The 15,866-nt window shown below is 45.9% G+C and carries 18 protein-coding genes and 1 pseudogene; 1 reads left to right on the forward strand and 18 read right to left on the reverse strand.

From position 1 onward, the window contains the following. Nucleotides 1-168: 168 nt before the first annotated feature. The 18 genes and pseudogenes from recO to rsgA all read right to left on the reverse strand — a co-directional run bounded on the left by recO (nucleotide 169) and on the right by rsgA (nucleotide 13,731). Entirely contained in the window at nucleotides 169-918 is a 750-nt protein-coding gene (gene recO / locus GON05_RS21475) for a DNA repair protein RecO (RefSeq protein ID WP_157321654.1), read from the reverse strand. 45 nt (nucleotides 919-963) lie between these two features. Beyond that, nucleotides 964-1,116 carry a YqzL family protein gene (locus GON05_RS21480; protein ID WP_127451872.1) on the reverse strand — a complete coding sequence of 51 codons (153 nt, stop codon included), beginning with the start codon at nucleotides 1,114-1,116 and terminating at the stop codon, nucleotides 964-966. Nucleotides 1,117-1,212: 96 nt separating this feature from the next. Further along, nucleotides 1,213-2,112: a GTPase Era gene (gene era, locus GON05_RS21485; protein ID WP_127451871.1), complete on the reverse strand. Its 900-nt coding sequence runs from the start codon at nucleotides 2,110-2,112 to the stop codon at nucleotides 1,213-1,215. A gap of 6 nt (nucleotides 2,113-2,118) precedes the next feature. Continuing rightward, nucleotides 2,119-2,550: pseudogene (locus GON05_RS21490) on the reverse strand (cytidine deaminase); the annotation flags it as partial. A 13-nt stretch (nucleotides 2,551-2,563) separates the two neighbouring features. Continuing rightward, nucleotides 2,564-3,268, reverse strand: coding sequence for a diacylglycerol kinase family protein (locus GON05_RS21495; protein WP_127451867.1), 705 nt, complete (start codon nucleotides 3,266-3,268; stop codon nucleotides 2,564-2,566). After that, a complete protein-coding gene (gene ybeY, locus GON05_RS21500; RefSeq protein WP_127452390.1) occupies nucleotides 3,268-3,795 on the reverse strand; it encodes an rRNA maturation RNase YbeY in 528 nt (175 codons plus the stop codon). Before ybeY ends, GON05_RS21495 begins: the two co-directional genes overlap by 1 nt. A gap of 33 nt (nucleotides 3,796-3,828) precedes the next feature. Then, nucleotides 3,829-6,057: an HD family phosphohydrolase gene (locus GON05_RS21505; protein ID WP_157322302.1), complete on the reverse strand. Its 2,229-nt coding sequence runs from the start codon at nucleotides 6,055-6,057 to the stop codon at nucleotides 3,829-3,831. Nucleotides 6,058-6,097: 40 nt separating this feature from the next. Further along, nucleotides 6,098-7,063 (reverse strand): PhoH family protein, encoded by a 966-nt coding sequence (locus GON05_RS21510; RefSeq protein WP_127451865.1) that lies wholly within the window; start codon nucleotides 7,061-7,063, stop codon nucleotides 6,098-6,100. A 6-nt stretch (nucleotides 7,064-7,069) separates the two neighbouring features. After that, nucleotides 7,070-8,263, reverse strand: a complete 1,194-nt coding sequence (yqfD, locus tag GON05_RS21515) for a sporulation protein YqfD (RefSeq protein WP_157321658.1) — start codon at nucleotides 8,261-8,263, stop codon at nucleotides 7,070-7,072. Between the two features lie 28 nt (nucleotides 8,264-8,291). Continuing rightward, nucleotides 8,292-8,570, reverse strand: a complete 279-nt coding sequence (gene yqfC, locus GON05_RS21520; RefSeq protein WP_157321660.1) for a sporulation protein YqfC — start codon at nucleotides 8,568-8,570, stop codon at nucleotides 8,292-8,294. Nucleotides 8,571-8,729: 159 nt separating this feature from the next. Further along, nucleotides 8,730-9,188, reverse strand: coding sequence for a hypothetical protein (locus GON05_RS21525; protein ID WP_157321662.1), 459 nt, complete (start codon nucleotides 9,186-9,188; stop codon nucleotides 8,730-8,732). 15 nt (nucleotides 9,189-9,203) lie between these two features. Next, nucleotides 9,204-10,196, reverse strand: a complete 993-nt coding sequence (floA, locus tag GON05_RS21530) for a flotillin-like protein FloA (RefSeq protein ID WP_157321664.1) — start codon at nucleotides 10,194-10,196, stop codon at nucleotides 9,204-9,206. A gap of 12 nt (nucleotides 10,197-10,208) precedes the next feature. After that, the gene (locus GON05_RS21535; protein ID WP_157321666.1) at nucleotides 10,209-10,880 is read right to left on the reverse strand and encodes an NfeD family protein; all 672 of its coding nucleotides are present in this window, start codon (nucleotides 10,878-10,880) and stop codon (nucleotides 10,209-10,211) included. Between the two features lie 140 nt (nucleotides 10,881-11,020). Then, the gene (locus tag GON05_RS21540) at nucleotides 11,021-11,464 is read right to left on the reverse strand and encodes a GatB/YqeY domain-containing protein (protein ID WP_127451853.1); all 444 of its coding nucleotides are present in this window, start codon (nucleotides 11,462-11,464) and stop codon (nucleotides 11,021-11,023) included. Nucleotides 11,465-11,472: 8 nt separating this feature from the next. Then, nucleotides 11,473-11,646 carry a 30S ribosomal protein S21 gene (gene rpsU / locus GON05_RS21545; RefSeq protein WP_029195880.1) on the reverse strand — a complete coding sequence of 58 codons (174 nt, stop codon included), beginning with the start codon at nucleotides 11,644-11,646 and terminating at the stop codon, nucleotides 11,473-11,475. Nucleotides 11,647-11,760: 114 nt separating this feature from the next. Then, nucleotides 11,761-12,111: a histidine triad nucleotide-binding protein gene (locus tag GON05_RS21550; RefSeq protein ID WP_127451851.1), complete on the reverse strand. Its 351-nt coding sequence runs from the start codon at nucleotides 12,109-12,111 to the stop codon at nucleotides 11,761-11,763. 162 nt (nucleotides 12,112-12,273) lie between these two features. Continuing rightward, a complete protein-coding gene (locus GON05_RS21555) occupies nucleotides 12,274-12,585 on the reverse strand; it encodes a hypothetical protein (RefSeq protein ID WP_157321668.1) in 312 nt (103 codons plus the stop codon). An 84-nt stretch (nucleotides 12,586-12,669) separates the two neighbouring features. Continuing rightward, nucleotides 12,670-13,731: a ribosome small subunit-dependent GTPase A gene (gene rsgA / locus GON05_RS21560; RefSeq protein ID WP_246239279.1), complete on the reverse strand. Its 1,062-nt coding sequence runs from the start codon at nucleotides 13,729-13,731 to the stop codon at nucleotides 12,670-12,672. Between the two features lie 191 nt (nucleotides 13,732-13,922). On the opposite strand from rsgA, the gene GON05_RS21565 reads away from it, so the two are divergent. Beyond that, nucleotides 13,923-15,845, forward strand: coding sequence for an FAD-dependent oxidoreductase (locus GON05_RS21565; RefSeq protein ID WP_157321670.1), 1,923 nt, complete (start codon nucleotides 13,923-13,925; stop codon nucleotides 15,843-15,845). Nucleotides 15,846-15,866: the final 21 nt, after the last annotated feature.

Consider the following 15,866-nt stretch of genomic DNA (forward strand, 5'->3'; position numbering starts at 1 on the left):
TTCAACCATATCAGCAGGGACCAGGCCCTACATTAGCATTTGTATGTAAAGTAGATTCGAACAGAACGTAAGCATAAAAAAACTCACCGATATGCGGACAGCACAAAGGCGAGGTGTTTTCCACCACATCATATCAAAGCGAACAACACATGTCAAATAAGACCATGTTTATATATTGTATTTTTCCATTTGTTCGATAAAATCTCTTGATTTCCATTTCACACCGATATGTATATCCATATAAGTCCTCATGCATGTCTTAAGCTGTGCTTTCGTTTCATCCTTGACCTGGACGGCACCAAGTCTGCGCATATCCATGCGCGGGAATAATTTAAGCAGCTTGAGCGCGCCTTCTCCAACACGAATTGCGACCGTATCTTTATAGCGACATCTACTACATAGTGTGCCGCCCATGGAAGGGCTGAAGTGCGTGATGTCTGAGGTTTCACCGCAAGATACACAAGCGTCAGTGACAGGTAAATAACCGGCCAACTCAAACATTTTCATTTCATAGAGGTGAACAACGATTTGCATATCCTTGCCCTCTTCGATCGCCATTAAGCCCGCTTTCAGCTGCTCAAACAGATACGTACTGCCTTCTTCATCGCCAAGCATGCGGTCTGTCATTTCAGCCAAATAAGAGGCATGTGCAGACATGTGCAAATCCTCTCGCAAAGCGTGATGCGCTTCAATGATTTCCGCAGAATTCAAAGATCCCATTTGGCCGCGCGTTTTAAAAAAAACAAAATCGCCGTACGTAAAAAGCTGCGTAACGGCGGCATGTCTACTTTTCACTTTCTTCGCACCCCGAGCCATGACTCCAACCTTACCCAGCTCGGGGGTGAACAGACTAATGATCTTGTTCCCCTCTCCATAGTCCATACTACGGAGTACGATCCCCTGTACACTACGCAGCAAATGATTTCCCCCATGTGTGCCGCTCTGAGTTTACGAATCGTTCGCTTACAAATTCAGACCTTCGAGCGGCTCTTCATTACTTTGATCCTCTTCCTGTACATCCGTGTCCATGCCGGGTTGCCCGGTAACTTGTTTGTACAAAAGATAGGCATCTACATCACCGGTCTTTGAAAAATACGTCCACGAAAAATCTTTCATGTTCAGCATCCTCCCCATCGAACGTGATGTTCATAGGATGTGCAGAGAATGCTTCTCTATGCGGACAAATAACTGGAACTCATAGGTAATCGATAATTAGTCGTGGCGGAAACCGAGATCCTTCAGCACCCTGTCTTGGTTTCTCCAGTCTTTCTTGACTTTTACCCACAGCTCTAGGAAAGTTTTGGAGCCAAGCAGCGTTTCGATATCTCTACGGGCCTGCCGTCCGATTTCTTTGAGCAAGCTGCCTTGTTTACCGATAACGATACCTTTCTGGGAGTCGCGTTCGACAAAGATAACCGCGGAAATATGCACAACACCATTGGATTCAACACGCATGTCCTCGATTTGGACAGCAATGGAATGCGGGATTTCTTCACGGGTCAAATGCAGTATTTTCTCGCGAACAAGCTCTGCGCACACGAACTGCTCCGGATGGTCAGTGATCTGATCAGCTGGGTAGTATTGTGGTCCTTCCGGTAAATACTTAATAATTTGCTCTAAAAGCGTCGTTACATTATTGCCTTTGAGCGCCGAAACCGGCACAATTTCTGCAAAGTTATATAGATCTTTGTACTGGGTGATGATGGCAAGCAATGCTTCCGGTTGCACAAGATCAATTTTGTTTAAGACCAAAATAACCGGCGTTTCCACATGCTTCAACTGTTCAATAATATATCTGTCTCCGCCGCCAATGCCGTCAACGACATCAACAAGGAAAAGAACAGCATCTACTTCGCCAAGGGTGCCATGAGCCACTTTACTCATATAATCACCCAATTTGGAAGTCGGCTTATGAATACCCGGAGTATCCAAAAAGACAATCTGCCCATTTCCTGACGTATATACACCATGGATCTTATTTCTTGTTGTTTGAGGCTTGTCTGACATGATGGCGATTTTTTGTCCGATGATTTGATTCATCAACGTTGATTTACCAACGTTCGGACGTCCGATGATTGCGACAAAGCCTGATTTAAATTCTTTTTTAGCCACTTCTAATTATCCTCCATTTGAATGCAAATCTTTCGTTGTAAAAGCACCTGGCAATAAAGCGGAAACCGTTGTTTCTGCAAAATCGCCTTTGAGATTACCTAGATAAACGGGCATTTCCGGCCCGCATAACTCAACTAGTACCTGTCGGCATACGCCACAAGGCGAAATCGGATCTTCGGTGTCACCCATGACAGCAATGGCCCGAAAGGAGCCTGCTTTGTGCCCGTCTGCAATTGCGCGGAAAAGCGCAGTTCGCTCAGCGCAGTTCGTAGGACCGTATGCGGCATTCTCTACATTACAGCCGTAATGAACATGACCATCCGCATCCAGAAGAGCCGCGCCTACGTTAAAATGAGAATATGGCGTATAAGCTCTCTTCATCGCTTCTTTCGCGTGTTGAATGAGTTCTTGGTGATTCATGGCCATCATCCTTCTTTCTGTATTAGTAACGTTATAACATGTTTAGACAAGATAAAGCTAGAATTGTGACAACCGTACCAATAAGCGCACCTAGAAAAAGAGCAGGAAATGGACGTGTCTTTTTGTCGTAGAGCATAATAAATATAAGTGCAGCGAGCGTATACGCCAGCAGCGCAACAATCGTCTGTGAGACGAATATGACAATAACCGTGGAGATCGAGAAAGCTATTGCCGTCAATAAACTTGGCCGGACTAATTTCCCTTTGTCCGAGAACCGCGTTTCGATGACAATGACGGTCAGAATGACCAAAGCGATGAGTACCCAAATTGTCCCTGCGGATATCTGGGTATCATGCGTCCTGGATGCACGCAGAAGCTGATCAATCGGTTCATAGAACACAATCATCCCAACGATGACAGCAAAACCGGCAGACACCAAGACGGACGCCGCGGCGACGTCCTTTGCGATCTTGGCTAATGGGTGGCGATCCGGCATCGCCAGATCCACCGTCTTTTCCACAGCCGTATTAATCAATTCTGTTACTATCATTAAGGTTACGGCTAGTAAGATAAACAGAATATCCGTTTTGGGCAATCGTGCAAACAAAGCAGCCAACAAAACAAGAAAAGCAACGCAAAAATGGAACTTCATATTGCGCTGCGTATCTAAGGCATATTTGATTCCTTCATAGGCATATCGGAAGCTTCTGCGCCATTTACGGAAGCCGTCTGACATTAGCGGGTTAAACCTGCTTTCTGCAAAATGTCCTCCTGCTTGCCAAACATAATCTTTTCTTCCTCTTCACTTTGGTGATCGTAGCCGATCAAATGCAAGAAACCGTGTACGAACAAGAAGCCGAGTTCGCGTTCTACTGAATGTCCATAGTCTTCCGCTTGAGCAATTGCGCGCGGAACCGAAATAATAATATCCCCTAACGGTTCAATGAATGCTTCGGACACTGTTTCATCATCTTCGGATCCTTCTCCGCTATCCTGCTCATTATCTTCATAGTTAATCTGAATCTCATCTTCGCCAAACTCGCTCATGGCAAAAGACAGCACATCGGTAGGCTTATCCAGATCGCGATACTGTTTATTCAGCTCTTGGATCGCTTCATCATCTACGAATGTAAGGGCAACTTCTCCGGCTGTAACGCCTTCAAGCTCACCAGCTAAACGCAGCAATTCCTCAATTTTCTCTATAAAAGCCGGTGTGATCTCTTTCACTTCCTGCTCGCTGCTCCACTCTAGCGTTAAATCCATACTTGCCATATGCGACACCCTCCTGTCAATTCGTTATGTCCCTGTCTTCTTAGGCGACAGTTCGTTTGGATACTCGATTCTCGCGTGGAAAATGCCCAGCAAAGTCTCGTTCAACGTTTTGGCGATTTTATCAAGTTCCTTGAGCGTGATGTCACATTCATTGAATTGACCATCATCTAATCTGGATTTGATAATTTTGTGCACCATGGAATCGATTTGCTCCAATGTTGGGTTGCGCAATGAACGAACGGCTGCCTCAACACTGTCAGCAATTCCCACAATCGCGGCTTCCTTGGACTGCGCTTTAGGCCCCGTATAACGGAAATCCTCTTCGCGGATCTCCTTCTCGCTGCCTTCTTCTTCGGCTTGTTTTACTGCTTTGTGATAGAAAAAATGCAGCAGCGTTGTGCCGTGATGCTGTTCCGCAATATCTCGTATCGCTTTGGGCATTTTGTAATCCTTCAGCATCTCAACGCCATCACGAGGATGAGCGATAATAATGGATTTGCTTAAATTCGGATCAATGCGGTCATGCGGGTTCTCAATATTGGTCTGATTTTCGATAAAATAACTCGGTCTCTTCGTCTTGCCGATATCGTGATAATAAGAGCCGACTCTGCAGAGAAGTCCGTCTGCACCGATGGATTCAGCAGCCGCCTCGGATAAATTGCCGACCATGACACTGTGATGGTACGTTCCTGGTGTCTCCGTAAGCAACTTCCGCAGCAAGGGATGATTCGGGTTCGAAAGCTCCACCAGTTTAAGCGGTGAAAGAATGCCGAAGGCAACCTCGAAGAAAGGAAGCAAACCAATAACGAAAACAACCGTTAATAATCCACCGGCAGCAGCAAAGGAAAGAGACATGATCGCTTCGCGCTGCTGGAAGTGATCTTCCATAAGCAGCATGGACGTGATCGTAAGCATGGCGAAAAAGGCAATCATCAGGCCCGCTTTCAAGATCGTAGCGCGCTGGCTGGCTCGTTGAATCGTAAATACCGCACTGAAACAAATAACCAAGGACACCAACCCATAGCGGAAGTCAAAAAGAAGCGTATGCTCCGTATTAAAAATAATACTTGCCATTATAGAGAATAAGACCGATGAAATAAAAGCCAGCGGAGAATCCAATAAAATGGCAATCAGAATACTTCCTAATGCAGTCGGTGCCAGGTAACCGATAAACGGATAGTCCAAGTTTTGGACAAGTGAGATGATTTTCATACACGTGATATTGATTGAAAAAATCAAAATCAGCATCAAAAGCTGAGAGTTATTGTATTTAATAGCAAGCTGGCTCTGCCGGACGAACATAGAAACAACAAAAGACAATAAAGCGGAGAGCATCGCTAAACCAATTTGAGGCAAGTGATTCGCTTTGCTTTTGAGCAACTCCAGTTTGTCCAATCTTGCATAAATCTCTTCGGTGATAACATCTCCGACTTTCACGAGCACATCATTCTTGTTGATGTACACCGGTTTCACATTCTCTCTAGCTTGTCCTTTGGCATCATCGGTACCCTTCTGATCAAAGAACTTATTCGGCGTGATGACAGCCCGGGCAATCTCTGTAACCATTTCACGCATCGTATTTTTCGCCAGGTTCGACGTATTTACCATCTCGGCAACTTTAGCCCTGGCCGTCTGAGCATCAAGAATTTGATCGTTCATCAATTTCGTAACGATATCCTTGGTTACAGGGAGCATCGCCGTCAAGTCATCCTTCGTTAATCGGGGAAGCTTGAAATAAGACTCCTCAGGAAGCGGATACTGCTGCTCAGCTAAACTCTGTTGAATCTGCTCAATCAGCGTTTCATTGTACTGAGCGCTTGTGCTGAGCAATTTGATCGACTGATTCTCCAGATCACTGATCAACTGAGGAATGACACGACGGAAAATGCTTACTTTGTCATCGAATTTTACTTCATCATCGGCATTAATTTGTAATAATTTATCATAAATGGCATCAATCATCGCATCATTTTTGAGATTTACGATGCGATAAACAGGCTGAACCCGCTTCGCCGCATCTTCTTTCGCTTGTTCCGTCGCAATCGCGTTCTCAATTTGCCTTGGCGCATAAATCGTTGTTTCACTGGTTGTTCCCAGCTCAATGTCATAGACCTGAGGAACGAGCTTTGCATAAAGAGATATATAGAAAACTAAAGCCAGCAAGAGAAACAACAGTATCCGAATGCCCGTACTGTATTTCCATCCGTTCAGCTGGTAATGAAATTTACCTTTCATTTGCACTTCATTTTTCATCACGGAAGGTCATTCCTCTCTACCTGACAAACCAGCACAGTTACTTTTCCTTCTCAGCATTGTAGGCCACAATGATCTTCTGAACAAGTGAATGTCTCACAACGTCCTGCTCATCAAAGTAAATAAAGCCAAGCTCCTCAATCCCATCAAGAATTCGAGCAGCTTCTACAAGTCCTGATGACTTGCCGCGCGGCAAATCGATTTGCGTTACGTCACCGGTAATGACCATTTTGGATCCGAAACCGAGCCGTGTCAAAAACATTTTCATTTGTTCAGGTGTCGTATTTTGGGCTTCATCTAGAATAATAAATGAATCGTCCAGGGTTCTCCCGCGCATATACGCTAGAGGAGCAATCTCGATCAGACCGCGCTCTAAAGATTTCGCTACCTGATCAGGTCCCAAGACGTCATTAAGAGCATCATACAATGGGCGCAAATAGGGGTCAACTTTTTCCTGTAGATCGCCGGGCAAAAAGCCCAGACTTTCCCCTGCTTCAACCGCCGGCCGCGTTAAAATAATTCTTTTGACAGCGCCTTCTTTCAGACGCGTGACGGCGAGTACGACAGCCAAATAGGTTTTGCCTGTACCGGCAGGTCCAATTCCAAATACGATATCCTTCTTCTTGATCGTCTCTACGTATTTCCGCTGTCCAATCGTTTTGACGCGAATCGGTTTACCGCGGTGCGTTGTCGTAATTTCACCTTTGAACAAATCCAGCAATTGATCCGCTTTCATCTGCTTGGCGAGCTCAACGGCATACAGCACATCCCGCTCTGTCAACGTGTAGTTATTGCGGATGAGCTGCAGAAGAACCTCAAAAAGCTGCTGAAGCGAATTCACTTCCGCAGCCGGACCTTGAATCGTTATTTCGGCTTCACGCGTAAAAATTTGCGCGTTAATCTCTCTCTCAATCACATGCAGAAACTTGTCCTGGGGACCAAATAATGCCAGCCCTTCGTTCGGGTTTTTCAATGTTAGTTTTACGGATTGTGCGTTTTCTACCAACAGGTCTCATTCTCCTCGTATGACAATTGGTTGCTCTTCGGCGATATTCTCTTCGACTTCAAAATGCACGTCTATATAAATTTTACCATTCTCTGATTTTTCATGCAAAATTTTTTCACCTACGAGTCTAGCATCTGGACCAGTAGCGCCGAGTAACTTCGCTCTAGCCTGCTCCAGGCCTGTCTTTTTAGCGATCGCGGGATCAATAGGCTCTTCTACAACTTCAACCTCCATGACCTTTTCATGCAGCCAACCGATAGGCAAAGTAAAAGAGCGCCAAGCCAAAGTTTTACGTTCCGGAATCGTTTCAAAATGCTCATATCCCAGTTTTCCATAACCGCTAACTTGTAAAGCTCTCGTACCGAAAACAAGATAATTGCGATTAGTCGCTTCTCCCGTATATGCTTTATAGGTTTTCGTAAGCGGGGATTCAATTCGGGAGGTATACCAAACGACACCTCTTACTTTACCGCTAGCCACGACCACTTGACTGTTCTGCTCATCTCCGATTGTGCCCGAAATAAGCACGTCCCCTTTTTTCACATACGTATTGGGCTTTACCATCGGTTTGCCTTTCTCAGATAAAATCTCTGTCACAAGCGCGTTTTTAGCGGCAACGAGATTCCGCGGATTCTTAAGACCCGGTTTATCCGGTATCGTCGCTTCGACGACTTTAATGGTGATATGAGTACCACGTATTTCCACGCCAACCCATGCCGTTCCAGGCAGCATCCCCTGTATCTCTCGCGACAAATCCTCCGCCTTTTTCAGCCGGAATTTCCACTGATACATATGGATGCCTTGTTTGGAGGCCGCTTGCAAAATATCCGCTTCCGAGATCCGATCATTGCCCTCCACGGTAATTTGCCAGACGAGGGAAGTCAATACGTATAACCCGATTATAAATGCGGCAATCCCGCCAAGAAAGACCTTCCTGCGCCCCAATCTCTCCATAAAAAAAGGAAGCCCGTACCGCTCTAGGACATGCACCCGGCAGCCTGTCCGTTTGAGCAGCGGCTTAAGCTTGAAGAAATCTTTAATCAGAATATTAAGTTCGAGCTTGCCATCCTCGGCAGCTTGAATATCCCAAATGGAGAACGCCTTCTCCATCATGGGATTAATCAACTTTTCACATCCAGTTCCCCGAATTTGAATGCGCACATACCCGCGCAAACGGGCAATGAACATCGATTGTTTCATAACCCAGCTCCCCTTCCCAGTCTTTCATCTATGGCATATATCTGACATCATCGATCAAGCCTTCAATAAAAACTTCCTCCGAGAGAATCGCTCGAATGACCAAGTTTTTACCGAACACTTCTAGCGTCCCTTTCGTTAACTCAAGCTTTAAGTTTTCACTGGAAAAATGGAGTACGCCCCGGTGATTCTCCACATAAAGCTGCACGTTGCCGATCATCGTGATTCGCGGCAAGTCCTGCACCACATCCTGGGGAAGATCCAGAATTTTGGCCGTGAACTGGTTCCATTTGCGGCTCAAGCGACGCATAGCTGGGCACTACCCCCTCTGACTGGATGATCATAACGACAGAAAAGTCGCATAGCTTTCTACCAAATTATGCGGTTTGCCCGGGATTTATGTGAAAAAACTGGAAAACAAAAAGCACCTTTCCCGATTGCTCGAGAGAGGTGCCTGCTGCTTTGGCTGCTATCTGCGATAAGGCTTTTTCGACCGTGGAGGGCCCAGAATTTCAGCCCACACTACACCCTGCAGAAGCTGATCTTGATTAGGTGACTCTGGAAATGGAGCTGGTGCTGTAAGATCACCAGCATAAACGGACGAGCCGCCTATTTCCGCCTGCTTAGGGGAACTGAAAGGAGAAACTTTCGCCTTTGGATTAGACGTTGCATTTTGAGACGCGCTAGGACGACGGAGTTCGTCTCGTAAGGCTCCCGATGGCTCGGATGGAACATTGACCCTCCGGTCCAACTCCCTGGCCTCAGGACGCCGCTGAGCTTGGCCAGGGGACTCCCCAAAAGTCGGCATGCCCATTCTCTGCCCCTTTTGACTCGCTCGGCGCCCTTTGTTCTGGAGTTGATACAAAAAAGTAATCGCAATAATAACCAAATACCAATGTTTAAATAAAAATACAATGAGCTGTTCCATGCAATCACCTCATGCCTAGGAGTCTTTCTCACTCTTACCGTCGTTAATTTTACCGAGCGTTGAGCGCATTTGGGTGTCTGCGTCAATATTTTTAAGATTCATATAGTCCATAACACCGAGTTTGCCGCTGCGCAGTGCTTCTGACATCGCAAGAGGCACCTGCGATTCCGATTCAACTACTTTCGCGCGCATCTCTACGACTTTTGCTTTCATCTCCTGTTCAGCCGCAACCGCCATAGCCCGTCTTTCCTCGGCTTTCGCTTGGGCGATACGCTTGTCAGCTTCGGCTTGTTCCGTTTGCAGATGTGCACCGATGTTTTTCCCGACATCAACGTCTGCAATATCGATAGACAGAATTTCAAAAGCCGTACCGGCATCCAATCCTTTGCCAAGAACGGTGCGGGAAATGAGATCCGGATTCTCAAGAACATCTTTATGTGAATCGCTGGAACCAACCGTGGTAACAATCCCCTCGCCGACGCGGGCAATGATGGTTTCTTCCCCGGCGCCGCCGACTAAACGCTCGATATTAGCCCGTACCGTTACTCTGGCAATAACCTTGACTTCAATCCCGTTCTTGGCAACGGCTGAAACGTTTGGAGTTTCAATGACACGCGGATTGACACTCATCTGTACAGCTTGCAGCACATCGCGGCCCGCCAAATCGATTGCTGCCGCACGTTCAAACTCCAAATGGATTTTGGCTCTGTGGGCGGCAATCAGGGCGTTCACAACTCTGTCGACATTACCGCCGGCAAGGAAGTGGCTCTCCAACTGATTAATGCTTAAATCAAGACCGGCTTTAGTCGCTTTAATCATCGGATTCACGATTCTGCTTGGTGTAACACGGCGCAGTCTCATGGCAATTAAAGTAATAATACTAATCCGGACTCCTGATGCTAGGGCTGAAATCCACAACATGACCGGAACAACACTGAGCAGTATCGAAAGCGCAATAATGATGATAGCCGCAAGTAGTACCAAATATAATCCTGGTTCAATATTCATTCATTTTACCTCCTAAAGATGATTTGCATGATTAGTTTCAATCTCTCGCACAACAACACGAGCCCCTTCAACGTCTACAACGATAATTTCCTTGGCATTGGCAATAAAGCTTCCGTTCGTCACGACATCTACACGTTCTCCTTGAATGATCGCTGTGCCAGCCGGCCGCAATGGCGTTACCGATTGCCCTGTAAGCCCTATTAAATGCGTTCTGTCCGGGCTGGACGTAAAGCCCTTGTCCGTTGTCAGCTGCTCCTTCAAAATAAAACGATTCCACACTCCGCGGTGTTTAAAAGTTTTAATGGCAAAGGCAATGACAACGATGGCTACCAATAACGCGATTCCCAGCATGACCGCGGCATCCATAGGGTTCGAAGAAGCGAGCAGCACCCCGCCAAAAAGGCATATGGCACCCAGCACACTCAGAATCCCGAAACTGGGAACGACCAGTTCCAAGATAAGAAGCACTAAGCCAATCCCAAACACGGCCAAGTCGCCGAACCCGGCAAACCCCGCCAAATAAAACCCGAGAAAATAAAGTGCAAAACCAGCTACACCCGCTAACGCAAGTAAACCGCTGCTGAAGAAAAGAAGTTCTAAAGCGATTCCAATAATTCCGACCATCAATAACACGGTCGCGGTAATGGGATGGGTCAGAAAGGCCGATAAGTTTTCTGCAAACATCATCTTCCACTCCTTTCCTGATTGTTCCTTATCATTAATATGTACGTCTTACCCAACAAACTGTTTCATTTTGCCGGAAAATAAAAAGACCGAGAGGATATTGTATCCGCTCGGTCTTGTCATTCAAACATAATTAAGTATTATCCCAATAATTGTTGGACCAACTGATTTATAAGCTTACCATCAGCGCGTCCTTTAACCTGTGGCATCAATGCCGTCATCACTTTGCCCATATCCGCTTTGGAAGAAGCACCAATTTGCTGGATGGTCTGCTGTACAATGGCTTTCACTTCTTCCTCAGAAAGCTGTTGCGGCATGTACTCAGCTAGAATGACAAGTTCTGCCTGCAGGTTCTCGGCCAAATCATCTCTGCCGGCCTTCGTAAATTCTTGGAGGGAATCCTTACGCTGCTTGATTTCACGAGTTAGTACGTCAAGCACTTCATTGTCATCTAAGGATCTTTTCAGATCAATCTCAGAATTCTTAATTGTTGATCTAACCATTCGAATTACAGAGAGTTTGAACTTGTCCTGACTCTTCATCGCTTGCTTCATATCTTCGTTCAATCGATCGCTTAAGCTCATATTGCCTCCTAGAACTTTCTCTTGCGAGCAGCCTCAGATTTAAGCTTACGCTTAACGCTAGGCTTGTCATAATGTTTACGTTTCTTAACTTCTGCTAGAATGCCATCCTTAGCGATGGAACGCTTAAAGCGACGAAGTGCAGCATCTATAGTTTCGTTCTTACGAACTCGAGTTTCTGACAACAGATTTCCCTCCCTCCGAACAGACCATCTAGGATCAAACGGTTCATCAAATCTCATTATAGGTGATAGTAATTAGGGTGTCAATCGAATAGTTAGGTTTCCCTAAAGTTAACCCTAATTATGTACGCCTAAAGGAGCTAAACGCGCCCCGCCCATCAAGTGATAATGGATATGGTGAACAATTTGTCCCGCATTTGCACCCACATTTGTGATGACACGATAACCTGACTCTTCAACGTCTAGTTCTCTAGCAACTTGCGCCGCAGCCGCTTGCATTTGCCCAATAGTAGACCAATCTTCCGCTTGCGCGTCCGCCAGTGAGGCGATGTGTTTCTTAGGAATAATTAGCACATGGATCGGGGCGGCAGGTTGAATGTCATGAAATGCTAGAATTTCCTCATTCTCAAACACCTTTTTCGAGGGCAGTTCCCCCGCAACAATTTTGCAAAAAATACAATCACTCATAAATGGGCTAGTCCCTCCACTTTCATAAAAATCTATACATTTAATTTTATCGGAAACGCGTGAAAAAATCCAACCCATTCCGTCCTATTACAAGGAACAATAGCAAAAAAAAGAAACCCCGCAGCTGAAAGGCGAGATTTCTCAATAAAAATTGGATTTCTATTAATAATAAGGAAGTAATGATAAAGCTAGTAAACCGGCTAATGGCAGTACTTGCCTTGCAAATCTCCGGCGTCCAAATCCATATCCGTAACCAGGGTACGGGTAGCCATAATACGGAAACGGATAACCGCCGTAGGGCAGAAACGCTCTCATTTGTTCATGATCCATACCGCCGATTGGCACAGCTAAGTATAAATTGTCGTCATCCACATTTTCGACAATGCCGTCATAAACAGCACCGTTCGTCATTGTTACACTGACATAACGGTACATATGTTTTTTGCAAATCTCATGAATTTCAGGATGTTTCATGGGCTCATGCCTCCTTTTTTCTACAGCATATTCAGCTATAGGCAAAAGGCTACTTTGCACACATGAATGATTTGCAAAAACAGTTTAACGATTGATCTGGCTTTTCAAGGACTGATGGATCTTCTTCCACTTCGCTTTCTCGGCAGCTTGAAGCCCTTTATCTTCTTTGCGCGCCAAATAAGCAAGTTCCTTCTGCAATTTTACATAGTTAGAAAATCGTTCTTGCGGAAGTGTGCCATCCTCCAATGCGCCTTTTACAGCACATTTCGGTTCATTCTCATGTTTGCAATCCTGGAAATAACACTGCTCTGCCAGCTCTTCGATGTCTTGAAAGGACGTGCTCAAACCCTCAGATGCATCCCAAAGCTGCAGTTCGCGCATGCCGGGCGTGTCGATGAGGATACCTCCTCCAGGCAGCACAATCAATTCGCGATGAGTCGTCGTATGCTTCCCTTTGTCATCGCCTTCACGGATATCTCCCGTTTCCAAAATTACTTTGCCGTAAATACGGTTCACTAAGGTAGATTTGCCCACACCTGAAGATCCGAGCAGCGCGACTGTTTGACCCGATGTTACATAAGCAGCCAATTCTTCAAGTCCTCTGTTTTCGGCAGAGCTGATGATATGAATAGGTACGCCTACCGCAACTGCCGCTACCTCGGCCGCAAGTGCATCCGGATCTTCGCATAAGTCCGCTTTACTAAGGACAATAACGGGATTTGCCCCGCTTTCCCAAGCGAGCACTAAATAGCGTTCTATACGCCGAACATTAAAATCCAGATTTAACGCAGTAACCAGAAATACAGTATCCACGTTAGTAGCGACAATTTGCTCTTCCGTGACTTGACCGGCAACTTTCCGGGAAAACTTACTCTTGCGCGGCAGAACAGCATGGATGGTTGCTCGTTGTTCCTCTTCACGCACAGAGACAACAACCCAATCGCCTACAGCCGGGTAGTCTTCTCGGCGAACGGCAAGATGACGCATCTTCCCTGAAACCTCTGCGAGTGCTTCACCGGATTCCGTTTGAACGCGGTACATATGTTTATGTTCCAAGGATACACGTCCAGCTTGGTATCCTTCTTCCTGATAAGGTTCGAATGCTTTTTCAAATAATAAATTCCAGCCTAATTCTTCTTTGGTCAAGTGTAAAATTCATCCTCTCATGTCGTTCTAACAAGAAGTATAGACTACGGATATCACCATCACACGGTAAACAATCATTTAGATTATTTTTTCCTGATAAACAATTTATACATCGGTCAATTCGCTTGTAGACTATCGGTCTAATTTTGCATATAATAGGAATAAATCGATAGTTGGAATGGAGTGAGCGGATGAGCCAATTCATGAGGGCAACCACCCGCAAAAAGCGTGATGTCATGATGGACGTCGCCTTATCGATGTTTATGGAAAAAGGCTACGAGAACGTGTCTGTTGACGACATTATTGCAGCAACCGGAACGTCCAAAGGTACTTTTTACCATTACTTTAAAAGCAAAGACGCCATCATCGCTGACCTTTACAGCAAACAAATCCAACTGATTCAGGAATGGGTGAAAATGACTCCTTCCAAGGTGCAGTCGCTTGAAGGGCATATCAACCGCTTATTTTTAGACTTAGCGTCTAATATTCGCGTTTCACCACTTCTAATCCGCAGTTTACAAGCCTTATCCTTACAAAATGAAACCGTAAAAACGGAGGAACAGCGCCAGCTGAATGTACTCTCTGAGAGCTTGCTGCATTGGCTGCCTGAACCGAAAAAAGTAGAATTGCTCGTGTGTATGTATAACGGCACGATTCGCACTTGGTGCAACCAGGAGCATTCTGATTTAGTCGATATGATGAAAAACAACTTAGCTTGGATGTGGGTAGGCATTCGTGTAAGCGAGCCTAACGCACCACTGCAGCTAGAACCAGTCCCCGAGGAGGAACACAAAATGAAAGTAGCTATTATTGGTGGAGGCTTAGCCGGATTAACCGCGGCCGCTTATTTATCGGAGAATCCGCATATTGAAGGTATCCTTTTTGAGCGCAGTCCGCAGCTTGGCGGCCGTGCATTCACTTATGAAAAAGCAGGGTTCACACTAAACTATGGTGCACACGCCATTTACGGAATAGATCGTCATACCATTACGAACATGGAGCGGGAACTGGGATTGTCTTTCTCCTCCAAGCAAGTCGATAAACGGAAGGTCGTTTATGCGAAGCACAATCAACTGACTACCGCTCCGCTAGATGCCATCAACCTTCTCAAAACGGATTTGCTTAGCACAGCGCAGAAAGTTCGATTCGTCGGTGAAATTGCTGCCATTATTGCAAACATTCATAATTTGAAAAATTATGCTACTTTGGCTGATTACCTGGCTGAGTCCAATGCCGACGAAGATGTGAAAGAACTGTGGGAACATCTCGTTTGTTCCAACTTCTTCATCACTCCTGAAGATGCGCGCAATGTATCCGGCGCGGTGATCAGCGAGTACTATCATAACCTGTTCCTTTCTTCCAAACCGGTTAACTATATCCTTGGAAGCTGGGCCGTCATCACCAACCAACTTAAGCAAAAACTCACAACATCAGGCAGATGGGAAATCGCCATTCAAGAAGGCGTGGAAAGCTTGCGTTATGCAGACCGCAAATTCGTTCTTCAAACGAAAAACCGGGAAGAAGCCTTTGATAAAGTGATTTTTGCCATGCCGGTACAGCAAGTCGTCAAATTGCTGAAAGGCACGGCTTGGGAGCCTTTCTTGGCTCCATATGAGTCCAACACGGCGACTGAAGTTATGGTATACGACGTAGGACTTAGCAAGGTAGTTGCAAGACCGTTCAGCTATATTAGCGACATGGACAATAAGCTCTTTATCAGTGATGTTTCCGCAACGGATCACACGTTAGTGCCGGAAGGCGGACAGCTGCTGCAAGGTATCGCCTACTTGAGCGATCAATTCGAAAGCGACGAACAACGCAAATCCTATCTCGACAATAAAAATACGCAGATGGAAGCTTTGTTCGATAAGCATTATCCGGGCTGGCGCGATTTCACCGCGGTGAAAAGGGTGTCCAAGAAAGCGATGGTATCGAGCGTCAAAAACATTTCGACGAACCATCTCCTCCCTATTCGCGTGGAAAATGTGCCTTTCTACTTCTGCGGAGACGGTTGTACGGGCAAAGGAGAACTCGCAGAACGCGCATTCTCAAGCGCACGCACGGCTGCCCTAGCGGTTGTTCAAGAAGTAGAGCAAGCTCTTCAAAGCGTATAATACTATGAAAAAGGCTCCAGC

Source organism: Paenibacillus anseongensis, from assembly GCF_009757995.1.
Classification (GTDB): domain Bacteria; phylum Bacillota; class Bacilli; order Paenibacillales; family NBRC-103111; genus Paenibacillus_E; species Paenibacillus_E chondroitinus.